At 46.9% G+C, this 20,183-nt stretch carries 16 protein-coding genes; 9 read left to right on the top strand and 7 right to left on the bottom strand.

Annotated elements, in window-relative coordinates; all coding sequences use genetic code 11:
* Nucleotides 1–160: 160 nt before the first annotated feature.
* The 6 genes from RIG68_RS07740 to RIG68_RS07715 all read right to left on the bottom strand — a co-directional run bounded on the left by RIG68_RS07740 (nt 161) and on the right by RIG68_RS07715 (nt 6,230).
* Entirely contained in the window at nt 161–1,567 is a 1,407-nt protein-coding gene (locus tag RIG68_RS07740) for an MBL fold metallo-hydrolase (RefSeq protein WP_350120714.1), read from the bottom strand.
* Nucleotides 1,568–1,666: 99 nt separating this feature from the next.
* Complete coding sequence (locus RIG68_RS07735; RefSeq protein WP_350120711.1) at nt 1,667–3,103, bottom strand: OprD family outer membrane porin; 1,437 nt, start codon at nt 3,101–3,103, stop codon at nt 1,667–1,669.
* A gap of 10 nt (nt 3,104–3,113) precedes the next feature.
* Nucleotides 3,114–4,172, bottom strand: a complete 1,059-nt coding sequence (locus RIG68_RS07730) for a c-type cytochrome (RefSeq protein ID WP_350120708.1) — start codon at nt 4,170–4,172, stop codon at nt 3,114–3,116.
* 16 nt (nt 4,173–4,188) lie between these two features.
* Complete coding sequence (locus tag RIG68_RS07725) at nt 4,189–4,701, bottom strand: DUF6691 family protein (protein WP_350120705.1); 513 nt, start codon at nt 4,699–4,701, stop codon at nt 4,189–4,191.
* A gap of 21 nt (nt 4,702–4,722) precedes the next feature.
* The gene (locus RIG68_RS07720; RefSeq protein ID WP_350120702.1) at nt 4,723–5,298 is read right to left on the bottom strand and encodes a YeeE/YedE family protein; all 576 of its coding nucleotides are present in this window, start codon (nt 5,296–5,298) and stop codon (nt 4,723–4,725) included.
* Nucleotides 5,299–5,432: 134 nt separating this feature from the next.
* Nucleotides 5,433–6,230: a sulfite exporter TauE/SafE family protein gene (locus RIG68_RS07715; protein WP_350120699.1), complete on the bottom strand. Its 798-nt coding sequence runs from the start codon at nt 6,228–6,230 to the stop codon at nt 5,433–5,435.
* 381 nt (nt 6,231–6,611) lie between these two features.
* Here RIG68_RS07715 and RIG68_RS07710 point away from each other — a divergent pair, with 381 nt between their 5' ends.
* The gene (locus RIG68_RS07710; RefSeq protein ID WP_350120696.1) at nt 6,612–9,755 is read left to right on the top strand and encodes a VPS10 domain-containing protein; all 3,144 of its coding nucleotides are present in this window, start codon (nt 6,612–6,614) and stop codon (nt 9,753–9,755) included.
* A 100-nt stretch (nt 9,756–9,855) separates the two neighbouring features.
* On the opposite strand, the gene RIG68_RS07705 is transcribed toward RIG68_RS07710, so the two are convergent.
* Nucleotides 9,856–10,650, bottom strand: a complete 795-nt coding sequence (locus RIG68_RS07705) for a hypothetical protein (protein WP_350120693.1) — start codon at nt 10,648–10,650, stop codon at nt 9,856–9,858.
* Between the two features lie 199 nt (nt 10,651–10,849).
* Between RIG68_RS07705 and RIG68_RS07700 the strand changes: the two genes are divergently transcribed.
* The 8 genes from RIG68_RS07700 to RIG68_RS07665 all read left to right on the top strand — a co-directional run bounded on the left by RIG68_RS07700 (nt 10,850) and on the right by RIG68_RS07665 (nt 20,129).
* Nucleotides 10,850–11,434, top strand: coding sequence for a helix-turn-helix domain-containing protein (locus tag RIG68_RS07700; RefSeq protein ID WP_350120690.1), 585 nt, complete (start codon nt 10,850–10,852; stop codon nt 11,432–11,434).
* A gap of 75 nt (nt 11,435–11,509) precedes the next feature.
* Nucleotides 11,510–12,094 carry a helix-turn-helix domain-containing protein gene (locus tag RIG68_RS07695; protein WP_350075034.1) on the top strand — a complete coding sequence of 195 codons (585 nt, stop codon included), beginning with the start codon at nt 11,510–11,512 and terminating at the stop codon, nt 12,092–12,094.
* Between the two features lie 73 nt (nt 12,095–12,167).
* The gene (locus RIG68_RS07690) at nt 12,168–14,426 is read left to right on the top strand and encodes a heavy metal translocating P-type ATPase (protein WP_350120687.1); all 2,259 of its coding nucleotides are present in this window, start codon (nt 12,168–12,170) and stop codon (nt 14,424–14,426) included.
* A 93-nt stretch (nt 14,427–14,519) separates the two neighbouring features.
* A complete protein-coding gene (locus tag RIG68_RS07685) occupies nt 14,520–15,575 on the top strand; it encodes a 2Fe-2S iron-sulfur cluster-binding protein (RefSeq protein WP_350120684.1) in 1,056 nt (351 codons plus the stop codon).
* Between the two features lie 85 nt (nt 15,576–15,660).
* The gene (locus RIG68_RS07680) at nt 15,661–15,873 is read left to right on the top strand and encodes a heavy-metal-associated domain-containing protein (RefSeq protein WP_350075028.1); all 213 of its coding nucleotides are present in this window, start codon (nt 15,661–15,663) and stop codon (nt 15,871–15,873) included.
* Nucleotides 15,874–15,878: 5 nt separating this feature from the next.
* Nucleotides 15,879–16,361 carry a DUF3347 domain-containing protein gene (locus tag RIG68_RS07675; protein WP_350120681.1) on the top strand — a complete coding sequence of 161 codons (483 nt, stop codon included), beginning with the start codon at nt 15,879–15,881 and terminating at the stop codon, nt 16,359–16,361.
* Between the two features lie 7 nt (nt 16,362–16,368).
* Nucleotides 16,369–18,492 carry a multicopper oxidase domain-containing protein gene (locus tag RIG68_RS07670; RefSeq protein ID WP_350120678.1) on the top strand — a complete coding sequence of 708 codons (2,124 nt, stop codon included), beginning with the start codon at nt 16,369–16,371 and terminating at the stop codon, nt 18,490–18,492.
* Nucleotides 18,493–18,707: 215 nt separating this feature from the next.
* The gene (locus tag RIG68_RS07665) at nt 18,708–20,129 is read left to right on the top strand and encodes a DUF5689 domain-containing protein (protein ID WP_350120675.1); all 1,422 of its coding nucleotides are present in this window, start codon (nt 18,708–18,710) and stop codon (nt 20,127–20,129) included.
* Nucleotides 20,130–20,183 lie beyond the last annotated feature (54 nt).

The raw sequence follows: 20,183 nt of genomic DNA, 5'->3' as shown, positions 1-20,183 counted from the left end.
ATTTGTATTTAGACACTACAAAATAACAAATCAAAAACCCCGAAAAAAGCTGCAAACAGCCTATTTCGGGGTTTTATTTCTTCACCCCCTTAATATTAGCCATTGATAATCAATAGATTATCATTTTCAAGGGTGCCCTACAAATTTGAGTTAATGTTGCTTAATTGTCTGTTACAATAGGCTCACCGGCATTTGCCCATTCGCCCATGCCGCCTGAATAGTTCTTCACATTTTTGAAGCCATTTTTGGCCAGGATTGAGTAACCAATCGAAGACCGGTCGCCTGACTGGCAGTGGATAATTACCTGCTGGTCTTTTTTGATCTTGTCAAGGTTCTTCTCAAGGGTTCCGATGAACACATTGTCTGTCCCTTTAATATGCCCTGTTTTATATTCAGCAGCTCCACGCAAATCCACTACCTGGGTGTGGTTTGTTTTCAGGATGTCTTTGAACTCATCGAGTGAGATCACACTGGCCTTTTCAAGTTTGTTGCCTAGCTCTTCCCAAACTTCAACACCAGAAACGTACCCATAAATATTATCGAGACCTATGCGCATTAGTTTACGGGTAAGATCATCGTGGGTAGCCTCTTCCGCTATCAGAATAAATGGCTCGTCATAGGACAGGAACCAACCCATCCAGGTGGCAAAAGCATTGTTGCCTTGAATATTGATGGTGCCTGGAATGAAGCCCTTGGCAAAATCAGTTTTCATTCGGGTATCAATTACCTTAATACCTTTGTCCATGGCTGCCTTGAAGTCTTCTTTAGATAACTTTTTCAATGCTGGCACCTCAGTCATCAGCTTTCTGTCGACCTTGTTCAGCTTTTTCATCATCGCAAAGTACTTGGGGGGCTCCGGCTGATCTTCCAGCAGGTATTTCACAAAACCAGGCTCATCATTTTCATGCTGAAGCGCCCAGTTTCTCACTTTTTCGTAGCCTACCGTGGTACTCGGCACAGCACCGAGGGCTTTGCCACATGCAGAACCTGCGCCATGACCCGGCCACACCTGAATGTATTCGGCCAGTTGACGGAAACGCTCAACAGATTTAAACATCTGCTTTGCACCCACCTCCTTGGTTCCTTTGATACCGGCAGCTTCTTCAAGCAAATCGGGCCTTCCTACGTCACCAACAAATACAAAGTCGCCGGTAAACATCATCACAGGCTTATCACTGGCAGGCATGTCAGTCAATAGAAAGCTAATGCTTTCCGGGGTATGCCCAGGAGTGTGAAAAACTTCAAATTTGAGGTTTCCGACATTGAAAACTGAACCATCTTTTAGTCCGACATGGGGAAACTCATACAGCCAGCCTTCTCCTCCCTCGTCAGAAAGATACATTTCAGCTCCGGTAAGAGCAGAAAGTTCTCTTGACCCCGACAGGAAGTCGGCATGTATGTGCGTTTCTGCTATGTGGGTTATCTTCATCTTATTTTGCCGGGCGATCTCAATGTAGGTGTCAACGTCCCTCTTGGGGTCAATAACAATAGCTACACCTTCTTTCTGGCACCCAATGAAATAGCTGGCCTGGGCGAGTGATTTGTCGTATACGTGCTGGAAATACATGTTTATTTAGTTTTAATTTATTGTAAAGGTCGGACTGAAGCGTGTCTTTCTCAGTGATTCTTGTCACACAGGGCTTTTTTCTTAGCTTTTTTGCGCCGTTTAGAAATTGTAGTCAAACACCAGCGAAATGTGATGCATGTCTACTTTGTTGTGAAAATTAGCTGGTGTTTCTGGTAAGTCTTTTTCAAGAGCGCCTTTGTAGACATACATAAGGTCGGCTTGCAAGCCACGAAGAAACCCGTCGAAGTTGTATTTGGCCCTCACATTTAATTGATAAAAGCTGGGCATATTGTACTTATTCAATGCAGGAGAATCTAAAGCAGGCATGCTGAAAACTCCAGCCATACTTTGAAGAGAAAACCTTTTGTTCTCATCCAAAAACTGCGTGTTTTTGACCGTCACAGCATGAACGTCTCCAGCGCCTTCCATCCTTTCCCGGTTCATAAATGTGAAAAAGGGTTCAATGCCCCATTCCCTAGGAAACAGAAAGCGCCCCGTTGCCGCAATTCGGGTATAGTTCAGGCTCCATCCCGTTTTGGTTGAAAGGTTGGCCCAACCTATTTTTAATCCGAAGGCATGTGCCTGCTCACCCTCGCTGATGTACTGTTGTTCGATAGGCAGATCGGCCTGGTACAGAGACTGCTGGAAAAGGTACTGTCCTCCAAGAGACCATTTCGAAGCGTTTGTCTCTTTTGTCCATTCTCCGTTAAGTAAACTGGTTGTGAATAGTTTTGGTATTGTATAGTTCCAGGCATTGACCTGGAAAGTTTTAACGGGCAGGTAGGTGATGCCTGCGATGGCTATTCCAGGCAAGCTGAGGCGTCCGACATACTCAGCCTTAGCGCCGTTAACAGCCCTGCCCACTGGGTAAACACCTATCGACTCACCAATACTGAGCCAAGTAACCGTGCTTCGGGGTGAGGTGCCCCACAGCCAGCCACCCTTCAGCTTAATTTTCTTCCACTCATTTATATCAGTCCAAACACCCTCCTGAAGGTTGGGCATCATTCTGCCATCCTGAGGATTCATCATCGGCGTTTTTATTCCAAACTTGCCAACCTGAATGTAAGACTTGCTTTTTGCTGACAGAACGTATCGCAGATACAGGTTCTCCACCCTTCCGAGGTCGCTGCGATTGTCGGGGTTTAACACATCAAATAAGCCTACCTCGTAACGGTTGTTAAAGGGGGGCTGATTACTCAAAGTGCTGGATGCCAGGTTGTAGGTAAAGAAGCCGCTTACAGCTACCTGAAAATTTTTAATAACTGGCGAATAGTATCCCAAACCAGCGCCAACACCCTGGGCATAGTAGTCCAGGAAGTCTTCGTGGTTGACGGTGGCCATCGAAAAGCTTCTCAGGTGCCCTTCAAAGGTTCCATAGGAGTGGAGCTTGGCGTTGAGGGTATCTGCTTGAGACGGGTTTTTCTCAAAACTAAGCTCTTTTGAAAGCCAGGCCGGATTCGCTTGCCTGGCAAAGACTGACGATAACCATGGCATTGTGAACGATAGCGTGATAAATAGAAATATGCGATGCATGGTTGAGTTGTTATTTTGACGCTGCCTGAGCTCGCCTTTTTTCTTCAATAGGTTTAAATGGGCCATATTTATGCTGCTCTTCTCCAAAGCCGTCGGCGTAGGGCCCAAATGGATGGTCGATTGGTTTTTTAGATATGTCGGGCCAGTCTTTGCTGAGATCTTTGGAAGGGCGGGGCAGGCTGTTTACATAGGCTGCAATGTGCCAGGCTTCCTCATCAGAGAGTTGTGGGCTATCGTAGGTAGCTCCAAAAGGCATATTAGCTTTTATATAGCCAGCAAATTTTGAAAGCCGATAAAGGCCTGCTCCCTGATTGTAACTGTGAGCACCCCAAAGAGGAGGGTAAACGTATTCCGTGCCATCGCCATTGGCCAGCCCGGCACCGTTTTCCATATGACACACGACGCACTTTTGCTCATACAGGAGCTTGCCAGCGGCTGGATTGGCGGGCTCATCGAGGTACGCAAGTGTCACCAAACCCGCACCCTCTGGCTTTTTGCCTTTTTCCACATCCTGTCCCAGCCACTTGATATAGGCAACAATGGCCTGCATCTCTTTGCTATCCTCTTTCAAAGGCCGTCCGTTGAGACTTCGCTCAAAGCAACCGTTGACCCTGCTGGCGATACTTGTTTCCCTGCCAGAGCGGGGTCTCACTTGAGGGTAGGTGCTGGCTACACCGCCATAGTTATTGCCAAAAGGCTTGGTGCCTGCCTGAAGATGACAGTTTTGACAGTTCAAACCGTTACTGATTTGTGCCACTGTTCCTTTCGGGCCCAGGTAAAGAGAAGTATGAGCAATCAGCTCTTTGCCATAGCGAATCATCTCCACCTGGCTTCCTGCCGGAAGGCTACTTTCAAGCGGTGCCTCCCAAAGAGTGCTTGCCCTGGGGCCAGCGGGTTGGATAGTCCTGTTGGCCGTGGTGGGAGTGGCTGCCACTGTCGGCAACTTGCCAGGCTTGATCATCAGGGAGGCAATGAGACCACCTGATGCCACCAGCAACAAAAGAACGGCGACAATCAGTAAATTCAGTATACTGATTATTTGTTTGGATTTGAATAATGGGTGATCCATGGAGTGTAATTTACCATTAATGAGGTAGTTTGTCACGCAGCAGCCCATATACCCATGTGCCGGCTATTGCGCTAATAAGCGTAACTGTCACTACAGAAAAACCGCTGCCTATTTGGGCGTAAAGCGGACCAGGGCAGGCGCCGGTAATGGCCCAACCAAGACCAAATATCAACGCACCGATGACGTTGCCCCAGTGAAATTTCTTGTCGTGAAAAACTACTTTTTCCCCCTGTAGGGTATTGATCTTGAATTTTTTTATAGCCCAAACAGAGAGAATACCTACGACTACAGCAGTTCCTATCACGCCATACATGTGGAATGAGTGCAACCGGAACATTTCCTGAATTCTATACCAGGAGATGATTTCGGCCTTTACGAAGACGATGCCAAATGCCAGACCGACAATAAGGTACTTGATATTGGATGTAAGGTGGTTGTCTTCTGAGATTTGGTCATTGGGTGCCTCGCATTCAATAGGGTGCTCTACGATTACCGGTTGAGGGTCTGAGACCTGAGTTGAGTTTTGCATAAGTTTTATGGAAATGAGAGGTTAAGCAATAAGTTGAAAGAGCCATGGAAAGACGAGGTGAACCATTGCAAAGCCACCAACCATGAAACAGCAAGTGGCTACCAACGATGGCCATTGCAGGTTAGAAAGACCCATGATGGCATGTCCGGATGTGCAACCGCCACCGTAGCGTGTGCCGAAGCCTACCATGAATCCGCCGATGACAAAGAAGAAGAGCCCTTTGAGCGTTAATAGGTTATCGATGGTGAAAATGGAAGCTGGCATCAAATTGTTGTCGACTGTGATGTTGAGGGCCTGGAGATCGGCAATGGTGGCTGGGGCTACTTGTATCGGTTGAGGGTTGCTAAGCCAGACCGATGCCACTAAACCACCGAGCAGCACACCGCCAACAAAAAAGAGGTTCCAGCTTTCTTTTTTCCAATTGTATTGAAAAAAGGGAATGCTGGCAGGAGCACAGGCTGCGCAAATGTGACGAAGAGAAGAAGACACGCCAAAGTGCTTGTTCCCAAGCAGTAATAGTGTTGGCACGGTAAGGCCAATTAAAGCGCCCGCTACATACCACGGCCACGGTTGCAGAATGATTTCAAATAAACTCATGGATAGAATATGTTTTAGATGATGGTTTTAGAAATGTGTGGGCAAGGAAAAAGCTTCCTGAGCCGCTGACGATATTGTGGTTTCATGAGATAACCTGTGGGTTATCCGACTGCGTGGTTTGGACGAGTTTCGAATTAGAAGAGAAGCTCTTTTCCGAGGATGTAAAAGCCCATGACCAACACGAAGTATCCGAATACCGGTTTTAGCTTTTCGTTGGGGATAAACTTGGTGAGATAACTACCCGCAAATATGCCCACGATAGCAAAAGCCGAGAAGATCAGCATAAATTTGTAGTCGATGATGAGTGCTCCGCTTAGGTCGCCAGTAAACCCGATCAGTGACTTCATGGCTATAATGAGGAGCGATGTCCCGACTGCTTTTTTCATCGGCAAACCAGCCATCAAAACCAGCGCCGGAATGATCAGGAAGCCGCCTCCGGCTCCTACGAGTCCCGTTATACCTCCCACCAATAGCCCTTCAGCAAGAATGATGAGGTACTTGTATTTCATTTCCGTTTCTTCCCCTTCTTTCTTCTTTTTTGGCTTTCTGATCATTGAGATGGACGCCAACAGCATGAGGGTTGCGAATAACACCATCACAAATAGTGATTTTGTCACGGTAACTGACCCAATCGTCATGATGGTATCCGGAATGGCCGGTACCAGAAACTTGCGTACGCTGTAAACAGAAATGATGGCCGGCAGCCCAAAGATGAATGCGGTTTTTAAATCCACATTACCTTTTTTGAAGTGACTGACTGATCCTACCAAACTTGTTAGTCCCACGACGAAGAGCGAGTAGGCTGTTGAAGCCACCGGATCCACACCAAAGAGATAAACAAGGATTGGCACTGTTAGAATGGAGCCTCCCCCGCCAATAAGCCCCAGCGATAGTCCCATGATGACTGAGGCTGAAAATCCAATTAATTCCATATGCTCCCTGTTTTAAGATGATGTTTTTTGTGTTCGTGAAGAGCCAAATGATTACCGCATCAACATCCATGGGTTTCTTGACAGTTGGCCGTTTCACGCTGGGACAAAACTACCGGCGGCTTGGAGCGCCTTCAGTAACAAATGTCACATTGGAGCAGGGCGCTGCTTTGGATAGCCAATTGTATTGCCGGGTTTTTAGAGACTTATCAAATTCATTTTCAGCTGATTGCAGAAATTACAGGTGCTGGTTTTTAGGGTAGAATATTGCTGAAAAAAAACTGACTAAAATCAGTTTTGTCTCCTCATGTGGTTCATAAAATAGACTTATCCAACATGACGAATTGTTGCTATATTGAGCGCTTAACAACAATCAATCTAAAAATGAAGCATCTCAGGCTACTCGTGCTGCTGTTAGTTTCGGCACCTATGTCGTACGGACAAAACCTTGACAGCGTCTTTCAAACCTTAAAATTCCGAAATATTGGCCCTTTCCGTGGAGGTCGTTCAGTAACCGCCAGTGGCGTAGTTGGCGACCCGCTCACCTACTACATGGGTACCACTGGTGGAGGAGTTTGGAAAACCGAAGATGCTGGTGCCTACTGGAAAAATATATCTGATGGCTTTTTCGAAATGGGCTCAGTCGGTGCCGTAGCAGTTTCGGAAAGTGACCCCAATGTTGTTTATGTGGGCATGGGTGAGCATGCGCCAAGAGGTGTGATGACGTCTTACGGTGACGGCATGTATAAGTCGACGGACGCAGGCAAGACCTGGAAGAAAATAGGGCTGGAAAAAACGCAGCACATTGCCAGGGTTGTCATTCATCCTAAGAATCCTGATATCGTTTACGTGGCCGCTCAGGGTGCTTTGCATGGCCCAACTCAGGACAGAGGAATTTACAAGACCACTGATGGCGGTGTTACCTGGGCAAAGGTATTGTATGTAAACGACCTCACCGGTTGCTCCGAGCTTTCCATGGATATGAGCAACCCCCAGGTGCTGTACGCTACCATGTGGCACCATCAGCGTATGCCGTGGCAGGTGGTAAGCGGAGGCCCGGGAAGTGGAGTCTATAAATCCAATGATGGGGGAGTGACTTGGGAAAAGATTCACAAGGGCCTGCCCAAAGAAATGGGTAAAATGGCTATTTCGGTAAGCCGGGCTAATCCAGATAAAGTGTTTCTTCTCATGGAAAGTGACTCCGATAAAGAACAGGGAGGCTTGTTTGTCTCTAGTGATGGCGGCAAGAACTGGGACAAAGTAAGCGGCGACCACAGGCTGCTGCAGAGAGCCTGGTATTATATCGAAGTCTTCACCGATCCTCAAGATGAAAACACTGTCTATGTGCTGAGTGCTCCAGCTCTGCGCTCAATTGACGGAGGCAAAACGTGGGAATCTCTTGATACCTCCCATGGAGATCATCATGACTTGTGGATCAATCCGACCAACTCTAAAAATATGGTGTTGGCTGACGATGGTGGAGCCGCCATCACCTTCAACGGGGCAGAAAGCTGGACAACGCTTGACAATATGCCCACAGCGCAGTTTTACAGGATCAACGTTGATAACGAGTTTCCCTACAATATTTACGCAGGACAGCAAGATAACAGTTCGGTGAAAATCGCCAGCATGTCCTTGGGTTCTTACAGCATAGGTGAAAGAGACTGGACGAGATCGGCCGGTGGCGAAAGTGCCTTCCTGGCTTTTGACCCCGACGACCCACGCTACGTAATGGGAGGCAGCTACCTCGGCACCATTGAGATTCTGGACATGAAGTCCAAAGCCGGAACTGGCGTGATGGCCGCACCGATACAGTATTTGAGTATGGCAGCCAGGGACATGAAATACCTTTACGATTGGAATGCACCGATCATCTGGTCAAAGCATGAGCCGGGCACGTTTTACCATGGTGCGCAGTATTTGCTAAGAACAAGAGACAAAGGAGTTACCTGGGAAGAGGTATCACCAGACTTGACCAGGAATATCGATGAAAAGCAAGGCAAAGGTGGCGGGCCGTATACGGTTGAAGCTGTAGGTGCTGAGAACTACGGAGCCCTTGCTTATGTCATTGAGTCGCCTCATGAAAAAGGAGTGATCTGGACAGGCAGCAATGATGGCTTTGTGCACGTAACCAGAGACAATGGCGCCAGTTGGTCAAATGTGACGCCTAAGGGTCTGACGGAATGCCTGATCAATGCCATCGAAGTATCTCCGCACGACAAAGCCACGGCTTACATTGCCACGACCCGATATAAGTTCAACGACTACACACCGGCTATCTACAAAACGACGGACTACGGCAAAACCTGGACGAATATCAGCAAGGGCATTCCTTATGGTTCGTTTACCAGGGTGGTTCGGGAAGACGAAGCGAAAAAGGACTTGCTCTACGCTGGTACTGAAAAGGGGCTTTACATTTCATGGAATGGCGGAGCTTCGTGGCAGCCTTTTCAGCTCAATCTCCCCATCACGCCCATCATGGATTTGAAAGTGAAGGAAGGCGACCTTGTGGTGGCTACGTCTGGAAGGTCTTTCTGGATATTGGATGATCTTGGCGTACTAGGCCAGTATGGTGGCCTTACTAACTCTTTGAAACTCTACAGGCCGGATGATGCCGTGATTGGCAATTGGGGAAGCCCTTTGAACAGCACGTCGACTGAATTTGATGGCACTAATCTATTGGAAGGAGTGAACCCTGCCAATGGCGTCATTATCTACTACGAACTGCCAAAGCTGGCTGATTCGGTGGCTGTGACGCTTGAAATCAGAGATGCTCAGGGAAATCTGGTGCGTACGCTTAGCTCTGAGAAAGATCCAAAGTTTCAGTCATACCCAGGTGGACCATCTCCCGAGCCTACCATTTCAAAGTCTAAGGGGATCAACAGATTTGTGTGGGATATGCGTTATGCAACAATGGTAGGCGCACCAAGCGCTTATGTGGAAGGAGGCTACAGAGGCCATAAGGCTTCGCCGGGCACCTATAGTCTGACACTAAAATATCCAGGCAAGGAGGCGAAAAGCGAGTGCAAAATTCTTCCCAACCCACTCTATGAAACTACGCCTGCGACGTATGCTGAATACGACACATTCATGAAAGGAATGGAAAGCAGTTTGAATGAGATGCACAAGAAAGTCAATACGGTGCTTGACGTAAGAAGTCAGATCGAAGACGTGCTAAAAGACTTACCCGCAGGTGAATCATTCACAACTTTAAAGAAGGACGGCGAGGCCCTGGTTGCCGGAATGAAGGCCTGGGATGAAGACATGGTGCAGCGCAAATCGAAGGCATACGACGATGTGGAGAACTTCCCGAACAAGTTCACTGCCAATTTCCTTTTCCTCATCAATGCAACAGAAAGCGATATACCGAGGGTTAATCAACCCAACAGAGATCAGCTCAAAGTGCTGATGACAGAATGGGATCAGCTGAAGAGTCGGGCCGATGAATTGATAAATACCGATGCCCCTGCCTTTAACAAGCGCCTTTGGGAGGCGGGTATTGGAGCCGTGAGGGTTACCAAAGACTAAGCACGCTTGAAATATCAGGTGCCTGAACAAAAAGCTGATCGACGTTGATCAGCTTTTTGTTTTTTGCCCCTTCCATTCCGAATTAAGAGCCATCTGAACCTCAATTCACCAGCTCAAATTTGTATTCAAAACTTGCATCGCTACCTGCAATAATTTTTTTAATCGCCAATCCCATGTCATTATACTCATAGGTGAATTTTTGTTCGGCAGAAGTGCCGTTGGCATTGGTTAATTTTTGTGTTTGAGGATTATTCTGAAAAAATATCACAAATGGATGATGAAGGCTGCTCATGAAGAAGTGCTCGGAGTTTTTCTTGGTATCGAAATTTAGATAAGCAATAGTGGATGCGGGAACAAAGGCTGAGCCCTTGTAGCCAGAACGCCGCTCCTCAATGAGGTTGTCGTGACTGTCGTATTTGTATTCAATTTGATAGTTCTTCTGAAGTGTGCCTGTTGTAGCATTCCTCGTCCACGTAATATCTTTTGTTAGTCGGCCCAGTCCATCGTACGAATACTTGTGAGACTCGTAAAGATCATTACCCATGTAGGCATTGGTTTCAGTAAGAATGTCGGAGGAGCTGTAGGAATATTCATATGAAATGACGGTTTGGTCATCTGACTTCGCTGACCTTAGCAAATTGCGGCTATAGGAAAGCTTATGCGTAGTTTCATAGGTTCCGTCTTCTGGGTTAGTTAACCCCGAAACAATGGTCGATAGCCTGCCGCCGGCATCATAAGTCAGGGTCCGGTAGCTTTTACTAGAGCCAAAGGAATAGGTCAACTTTTCGGCACGGAGCGTTACCGGTGATGGTGCAGGCTCATATTCATAGCATGATTGTAGTGTCAAGGCCGCCACTACCAGTAACAGACTTGAAGTAAATTTTGAGTTTTTCATGCAGCATAAGACGACCGACATCAATTGATGGTTGGAGGTCCAGGTCCTTTTATTTTTTACGCTGCTCCAATTTTTCCTTATCACCGAACTCTTCTTTTCCCAAGGTGTTTATTAGACAATACAAAAGAATAGGTAGCTTTATCAAGAACAATTGCCAGGTTTTGTGTGCTTTTGCAGACCTGACCCAGCCAATCAACTTATGAAAGACCAAAAGGCGATTCACATAAAAAACATGGTTTGCAACCGCTGTATCATGGTGGTGGAGCAAATCTTTCACGAGGCAAAGCTTCCGGTTGCATCCGTGAACCTTGGCGAGGTAAGGCTGGTAAATGACAACGTTTCCACAAGTCAGCTCTCTGCGCTGGACACTTTACTACTCAAGCATGGCTTTGAACGCATCGACGACCGCAAGAGTCAGCTACTTGAGCAAATCAAATCCGCAGTGATTGATGCCATACATCACCACGATAATTTTGAAGTCAATATTAACTGGTCGCACTACCTGGCGGAAAAACTTCACTATGACTACAACTACCTTAGCAGCCTCTTCTCTTCGGTATCTGGCATCACGCTGGAGCAATATATCATCAGGCAAAAGGTGGAGAAGGCCAAGGAATTTCTGTTTTATGATGAGCTCTCTGTGAAAGAAATTGCCTATAAACTAGGCTACAGCAGCGTAGCGCACCTTTCCTCGCAGTTTAAGAAAATAACAGGGCTCACGCCAACCGAATTCAAAGAATCCCGACAAACTGATATTAGAACCCCTCTCGACAATATCATATAATGATGTAACCAAATCTGGTGATTATGTAACGCCTCCCGTGGCTATTGTGCTCAACTTTGTACAAAGCAAAATAGCATGGAACAGTTTACCGAGATCAATATCAAAGGGATGGTGTGCAACAGGTGCATATTCACAATCAAAGAGCTGCTACAATCTCACGGCTATCCAGTTGAGCATGTTGCCCTTGGGAAGGTAATTTTTGCAAAACCCGTCGATAGCACAGAAAAGGGCAGCATTAAACAGCTGCTGAGCCTGCTGGGGTTTGCACTGATAACGGATAGAAACGAGCAATTGCTTTCTCAAATAAAACAGTCTATCGAGGAATGGCTCAGTAAGAATGGAGATGGAGCCAGAACCGCAAAACTTTCATCTTATTTGTCGGGCCAACTTGGAAAAAACTATGACTCTTTAAGTGAGTTCTTTGTGACCCATGAAGGAAACACAATAGAGAGATATGCCATTGCCCTAAGAATTGAAAAGGTAAAAGAGTTGCTTGTTTATACTGACCTTAGTTTGTCGGAAATAGCTTTTAAAACCGGGTTCAGCAGTGCGCATCATCTTTCTTTTCAATTTAAGAAGACAACGGGCTTAAATACATCAGCTTATAAACCACTGCGGTCAGTCAAACTCAAAGCAAGGGAAGCTATGGAAACTATGTAATGCATTCCCAAAATGATGTAAAACTGATTGTTGACGCTGAACATACCTTTGCACAGAAAAAACTCAAAATAGAATGACAACATTAGAAGCAAACAAAGTGAAGGCAGATAGTTTATCTGGCAAACTCACAAAAGAAAGTTTCCCCGTTACGGGGATGACCTGTGCTGCGTGCGCAGTAAGCGTGGAGTCGATGCTGGCCAACACCAAAGGAGTAGTGGGGGCAGGCGTTAACTTCGCTACCCAAACTGCCTGGGCGCAATTCGACAGCACTGTCGCATCTGTGGAAGATTTGCAGCAGGCGGTGCAGTCGATTGGATACGACCTCATTGTGGATGTGGAAGACCCCTCGGAGGTGCAGGCACAACAGCAGCTGGAGCATTATCAGGCAATCAAAAAGAGGTTGACCTGGTCAGCGATACTTACGCTGCCGGTGGTGGTGATCGGCATGTTTTTTATGGACTGGGAAGCTGGCAAGTGGATTTCCATGGCTCTTTCCGCTATCATCCTGTTTTACTTTGGCAAGAATTTCTTTGTAGTAGCCTGGAAGCAGGCCAAGCATGGCAAAGCCAATATGGACACACTGGTGGCTCTCAGCACCGGTATTGCTTTCATATTTAGTGTGTTTAATACAGTATTTCCAGAGTTCTGGCACAGCAGAGGGATCCATGCACACGTCTACTTCGAAGCGGCAGTAGTTATTATCACCTTCATTTCGCTGGGCAAGCTTTTGGAAGAAAAGGCAAAGTCGAATACCTCTTCTGCTATCAAAAAGCTGATGGGCCTTCAGCCCAAAACGGTAAAGGCCATTGTAGGTGGTGAGGAAGTAGAAATTCCTATCTCGTCGGTGCAAGAAGGCTATATTTTAATTGTAAGACCCGGGGAGAAAATCCCTGTTGATGGCGAAGTGGCCGAAGGCAAGTCGTATGTGGATGAAAGTATGATCACTGGTGAGTCTGTTGCAGTGGAAAAAACTGCCGGTGCCAAAGTTTTTGCTGGCACGGTCAATCAAAAAGGCAGCTTCCGCATGGTGGCGCAAAAAGTAGGTGGCCAAACCGTGCTTGCCAGCATCATCAAAATGGTGCAGGAAGCGCAGGGAAGCAAAGCGCCGGTACAAAAGCTGGTGGATAAAATTGCCGGCATATTTGTGCCAGTAGTACTGGGTATTTCCATCCTCACCTTTATTGTCTGGATGATTTTTGGGGGCGACAATGCTTTTACCATGGCACTTCTTGCGTCGATTACTGTGCTGGTTATTGCGTGCCCCTGTGCGCTTGGGCTGGCCACCCCTACAGCCATTATGGTGGGCGTTGGCAAAGGTGCTGAGAACAATATCCTCATCAAAGATGCAGAGAGCCTGGAACTGGGGCATAAGGTAAACGCCATCATTCTTGACAAAACTGGTACGATTACAGAAGGCAAACCAGCTGTGACCGAGGCGATATGGCTGAGCGATAAAAACCTGGATAACCACAAAGGGATATTGCTTAGCATGGAATCCCAAAGTGAGCACCCGCTGGCGGAAGCGGTTGTCAATCAGCTGAAGGAAGAGCAGGTAGCGGCATCAGCCATAACAGGATTTGAAAGTTTGACGGGCCGTGGTGTAAGAGCGGTGAGTGCAGAAGAGGCCTACTACGTGGGCAACCGGAAACTAGTGCTGGAGAAGAACATCGTCATAGATGATAGCCTTTCGGCTGAAGCTTCTAAATGGCAAAGTAAGGCGAACACCGTAGTCTATTTCACAGATAGCAAGCGAGTGATTGCTGTATTGGCTATTGCCGATAAGATCAAGGCAACTTCTAAGGAAGCGATCCAGACGCTGCAAGGGCGGGGCATTGAAGTATATATGTTGACTGGTGACAACAAGGAGACAGCGGCAGCTGTGGCCAGGCAGGTGGGGCTGAAGCATTTTAAAGCTGAAGTATTGCCTTCCGAAAAAGCGGAGTTTGTCAAGGCCCTGCAGGCTGAAGGAAAAGTAGTCGCAATGGTAGGAGACGGCATCAACGACTCGCATGCGCTGGCTCAGGCCGATGTCAGCATCGCTATGGGCAAAGGTTCCGATATCGCCATGGACGTAGCCAAGATGACGCTAATCACCAGCGACCTTAACGTGATTCCCAAAGCGCTGATGCTGTCGAAAAAGACGGTCATGGGCATACGTCAGAACTTGTTCTGGGCCTTTATCTACAACCTGATAGGCATTCCGTTGGCTGCCGGCGTTTTGTATCCCATTAATGGATTCCTTTTGGACCCAATGATCGCAGGCGCAGCCATGGCCTTTAGTTCAGTATCCGTTGTCGCCAACAGTTTAAGGCTGAAGGTGGCTAAGATCTAATAAGTCAAAAACCCAAAATTGCGGTTCTTTCAAGCCACCGGCATCAACTGATACCGGGCTTGGAAGAGTCTGCTCCAACTAACATTTACTGTCATGGAAAACACAGTCAAAATCCACAAAGTTATTCGTGAGACCAGGGATGCCGTCACTTTACAGTTTGAAAACCATCCTTCGTTACGCAATTATTCACCAGGTCAGTTCATTAACATTTATGGTGAAGTAGACAATGAAACGATCAGCAGATCCTACTCTTTTTCTTCATCGCCCCTAGCAGGTGAACGGCCCTCAGTTACCATCAAAAAAATGGCAGGTGGGCGCCTGAGCAGACAGCTGGTTGAAACGGTGGAGCAGGGTGATTCGCTGACCGTGAGTGAGCCAGCAGGTAGGTTTGGGCTGAGAAATGAGGGTAATCCTGTCAAACACATGATCTTCATAGCAGGAGGAAGTGGAATTACTCCCCTTTTTGCCATGATCAAGACGATTCTTAATTCCAGGTCTCAGCAGCAAGCGCCGCCGCTGGTCACCTTGCTTTATTCTAACAAAGAGCCTGATACCGTCATTTTTGGGGATCAGCTTGATGAGCTGGAGGAGCAAAACCCCGGCAGGTTCAGCGTGGTTCATTTTTTGCAAAAGTGGGACGCCAATCGCCAGTTGGACAATGTGCATCATGGCTATATTAACAAAGCCAGGCTGGCCGCCTATTTAGACAGCGGATATAGCGACGCAACTGAAATCTATCTATGTGGGCCGGAGGCGATGATGCAAGCCATATTGAAGCATCTTGACGAGCTGAATTTTGACCGCAGTAAAGTGTACAGTGAGTCTTATCAGCCCACAGCTGCTTTCGGCAAGCTTGAAATAGAGCCAAGTGCGGGAAGGTCTGAGATAACTTTTTTGAAAGGGGCTGAATCGTTTTCACTGGAGCTATCAACAGATGAGTTCATTTTGCAAACAGGACTCAATAAAGGATTGAAGCTACCACATTCATGCAAGGAGGCCATGTGCGGAGCGTGCAAAGTAAAGCTGCTCTCAGGCAAAGTTAATATGGTTGAAAATTATGCCCTTACAGACAGTCAGCTCAAGGAGGGATATGTGCTTCTTTGCTCTGGAAAACCAGTCTCTGATGCTATTACACTTTCCTACACCTGAATTTTGAAATACAAGCCGGGAATTGTGTAACGCTCCTGGTTCGCAGACAAGCTATTTTTACATTATAATTTAAATTCAAAATAAAATGGAAACATTAAAGTTCAAATCAAACATCAAGTGTACAGGATGCATCGAAAAGGTAACTCCTTATCTCAATGAAACCGCTGGTGCCGAAAAGTGGGAAGTAGATCTTAAGAATCCTGAGAAAATTCTTACGGTTCGTGCTGAAGGAGTTACGTCTGAGCAGATTAGCCAGGCTATTCAAAAAGCAGGCTACGTAGCGGAAGCAATCAGCTAAGCACCATGAAGACGATGCTAACATTGCTGTGGGCTGCCCTTTCATTGGGCAGCCTTTCAGCTCAAAACGGAACATTGGAGCAGGTATTCGAAAACTACCTGAGCGTAAAAAATGCGCTGGTCCTTGGAGATGGAAAATCTGCTTCTGAAAGTGCAGGCAAACTTAAGGAAGCTTTAAAAATGACAGATGTTTCTAACTGGAGCCCAGCTGCCAAAAAAGCTTTTTCCCAGGCAAAGGAAGATTTATTCAAAGAAGCACACGCCATTTCTTCGACCCAGGATATTGAAAAGCAACGAGCCTCACTTGGCCTTTTATCGGCAAAATTATGGCCTGTGATCAAAGAGCCTGGCTCACTTGATCGTGCTGTTTACTACGACTATTGCCCGATGAAAAAGGCATACTGGTTGGCTGAAGAGGCAACAATAAAGAATCCATTCTACGGGAAGCAAATGCTTAGCTGTGGAAAGGTAGAACAAAAGATTAACTAAAATTGTCATGAAAAGGCTGCTGCTATTTTTAGCATCTCTGATCGGCTTTTGGCCGTCAGTTGCACAGCAATTGGTACGATACGACCTGACCGTGACCGATACTGTAGTGAATTACACAGGCAAGGAAAGAACGGCCATAGCCATCAACGGTCAGCTACCAGCAACCTTGTATTTTACAGAGGGCGACACAGCCGAGATTCACGTGCACAACAAAATGCACCATGAAACATCCATTCACTGGCATGGTTTGATACTGCCAAACGAGCAGGATGGGGTTCCGTACCTTACCACTACGCCGGTCAAGGGCATGAGTACCCATATTTTTCGCTTCCCCATTGTTCAGAGTGGTACCTATTGGTATCATTCGCACACCATGCTGCAGGAGCAACTCGGCATGTACGGGGCTTTCATTATCAGCAAGAGAGAGGCTGACCCGATGCGGGAATATACCATGCTGCTCAGCGACTGGAGTGATGAAAATCCCCATCAGATTGAGAGGTCCCTGCATAATGCGACCGATTGGTATGCCATAAAAAAGGGAGCTGCTCAGAGTTATTGGGAGGCTGGCAAGGCCCATCACCTGGGTACGAAATTCGGCAACGAATTCAAGCGGATGATGGCCATGGACGTGAGCGACGTGTACTATGAAAGGGTGCTGCTTAATGGGCTTCCAGCGCAGAAGGGCTCTTTTGCTACAGGTGAAAAGGTGAGGCTCAGGATTATCAACGGCAGTTCTTCAACCTACTTCTGGCTGAAATTTGCCGGAGGCAAGATGTCGGTAGTTGCCAACGACGGGGCCGACGTGGTACCGGTGGAGGTAGACCGAATGATTGTGGGCGTATCAGAAACCTACGACGTAGTAGTCACCATTCCTGACTCTGGAAAATATGAATTCCTTGCTACCTCAGAAGACCGCACCAAAAGCGCCTCTTTGTGGCTGGGTGAGGGCAAGGAAGTACCTGCTGGAGCGATGCCCCGGCTCAAGTACTTTGAAGGGATGAAAATGATGAATGACATGATGACTGTAGGTGGCAAGATGGAAGACATGGGCATGAACATGAGCTTGCAGCAAATGGACATGAACACTGTGATGTACCCCGAGATTGTGGACAGCAGCGAGCCTGTTGTTACCCTCAACTACGGTATGCTTAAGTCGCCCACCGAGACTACTTTGCCCGATGTGCCCACCCGTGAGTTGAAGTTTGAGCTTACTGGTAATATGAACAGGTACGTTTGGTCCATTGATAACAAGACAGTTTCAGAAACAGACAAGATTCTAATCAGGAAAGGTGAAAATGTGCGCATTGTGATCTACAATAACTCGATGATGCGACATCCAATGCACCTGCATGGTCATTTTTTCAGAACCCTGAATGGGCAAGGTGCCTATTCGCCAATGAAAACGGTGCTGGATATTTTGCCCATGGAAACCGATACCATTGAGTTCCATGCATCTGAAGAGTACGGAGACTGGTACTTTCACTGTCACATTCTTTATCACATGATGTCAGGAATGGGTAGGATATTTTCCTACGAAGGCAGCCCAACAAACCCTGATCTGGGCAACCCGAAGAAGGCCCTTCGAAAGGTGTATCAAGATGACCGGCGCTTCTATTCCGGCGCAGAAATTAGTCTTGAAAGCAATGGGAGCGATGGCGAGCTATGGACGGCGAATACCCGCTGGTCTTTGCAAACGGAGTGGCGACTTGGTTTTAATCAAACTACAGGTTATGAGTCGGAAAGCCATATTGGGAGGTATTTTGGCAGAAATCAATTCTTCATGCCCTATGCCGGTTGGGATGTGCGGAGCAGGTCTGCGGAGGGTACGGAAAAAAATATTTTTGGAATTCGCAACACCAAGGATGACAGAAGCGTATTATGCTTTGGCCTTGAATATACGCTCCCGTGGTTTGTGAAAACAGACCTCAGGGTGGATCAGATAGGTAATTTCCGCATCCAATTTGCCCGTGAAGATATACCGGTTTCTTCCCGCATCAGGCTTTGGGGAATGTGGAATACTGATCTTGAGTATAGTGTGGGGGCCAGGTATATTTTGACCAAGTACTTTTCCCTGTCAACGCATTATGACAGCGATATGAAATGGGGCGGGGGATTATCACTGACCTATTAAGTAAAGGCTTTCCAATAATTAATTTTAACCAACACGTACGAAATTAAAAACCATCATTTGAAGATGATGGCTAGGAGAGGAGCGCTTTTTTCCGGCGATTCAGCTGGCCGTGAGCTCGTTATCCTTTGGTAGTTGACTTTTCCTTAGTCGGATTTGCAGGGTAATTGTACGTTTTTTTCAACAACACATCATTTAAAGGTAAAACTCAAAATTCAATGAAAACTCAATTTTTGAAATCATTTTTTTATGCTGTTGCCATTGGTGCAACGCTGTTTGGCTGTTCCAAAGACGACGACCAGGAACCAGGCCCGGTAGCCGTGTCGGTCGAATTTTTAAACACTACCCACAACATTGCTGAGGTAGGCGATTCTATTCAGGTGGCAGTGGCTTTAAGTGCTGATGCGCCATCGGACGGCACTGTTTTTATCAAATTGTTTGGCGATGCGGTATATGGTGAGGACTTCTTTACCAAGCCGGCGGCAGTCAACGGCGTGGTGAGGATGGAGTTTCAGGCGGTAATGCGCACAAATATTTTCACAGTGCACAGGCTGAAAAACGACAACAAGAGGAACGAATCGACAATCACTCTCACCGTGGCCAATGTGTCGCAAGGCTACTTGATTGGTAGTAAGGCAGCGTCAAATGTAAAGCTTTTGGAATTGCCCGAAGAGCCAACAGGAGCGAGGATCAATTTCGAGGACGTATTCCTTCACCTTTCAGAATACGAAGAGAACGGCTACGCTGTTAATCTCAAGCTGACCAATCCTTTGACTGAAAAGGAAACTGTAACACTTGTGATTGACGCACCCAACGGCCGCAATTATGGGACTCATTTCACCACCGTGCCGGTCGCTGTTCAGAACAAAATAGAGATAGAGGTTTTGCCCGGTGCAAGCTCTATTCAGTTCACCATCTTTCCTTCCGATGATGCGTTGGTATTGGGTACTTATGACATGACCTTTAGCATCGACGCAACAACTGGCTGGCTTGAAAAGGGAGAGGTTTCGCAGTTAACCGTGCGAATAGAAGAAAATGATGAAGAACCAGCCAGTGAAGTACACAGCATTGCAGAGTTAAGGAACTACTTCGATGAATTTGATGGCGAATTTTGGATGTCGACTGACTATTTCATCGAGGGAGTGGTGACGTCAGCCGATAACGTTATCGATGACAAAACAGCTTATATTCAGGATGAGACAGGTGGCATCATGTTGCGTTTCACTGTTAAGAACTTCCTTAAAACCGGGGACAGGGTTCGCATCAACCTGGTGAACGGGTCTGGCAATAATTTCAATGGACAAAAAGGCATTGCCAACGTGCATGATATGCTCGGCGTGGTGCTTCAGCACAACCAGATTGTAGCACCCGAGGTAATCACTCTTGATCAACTCTATTCCGGAAACTACCAAGGAAAGAGAGTGACTATTACTGGAGTAAAATTCAGAGATGCTGACGGAATCAAGGCCTTTAACGGTACCTGGGCCATCACTTCTGAGGCATCCGGTGCGTATGTTAATACTTACACCAGGGCATCTTTCAGTCACTTTAAGCTGCCGGAAGGGACTATATCCGTAACCGGGATAGTCGGCGACTGGGGTCGTATTTTGCCGCAAGGCCTCCAGGACATTCTTAGATAGTTTTCGAAGCCCACTCTCAAAAACGGAGTGGGTTACTTTTTTTCGGTAATTCAA

It is taken from the genome of Imperialibacter sp., assembly GCF_040222385.1.
Lineage (GTDB): Bacteria > Bacteroidota > Bacteroidia > Cytophagales > Cyclobacteriaceae > Imperialibacter.
The sequence above is the reverse complement of the archived record's forward strand: the minus strand, read 5'-3'. Positions and strand labels throughout refer to the sequence as shown.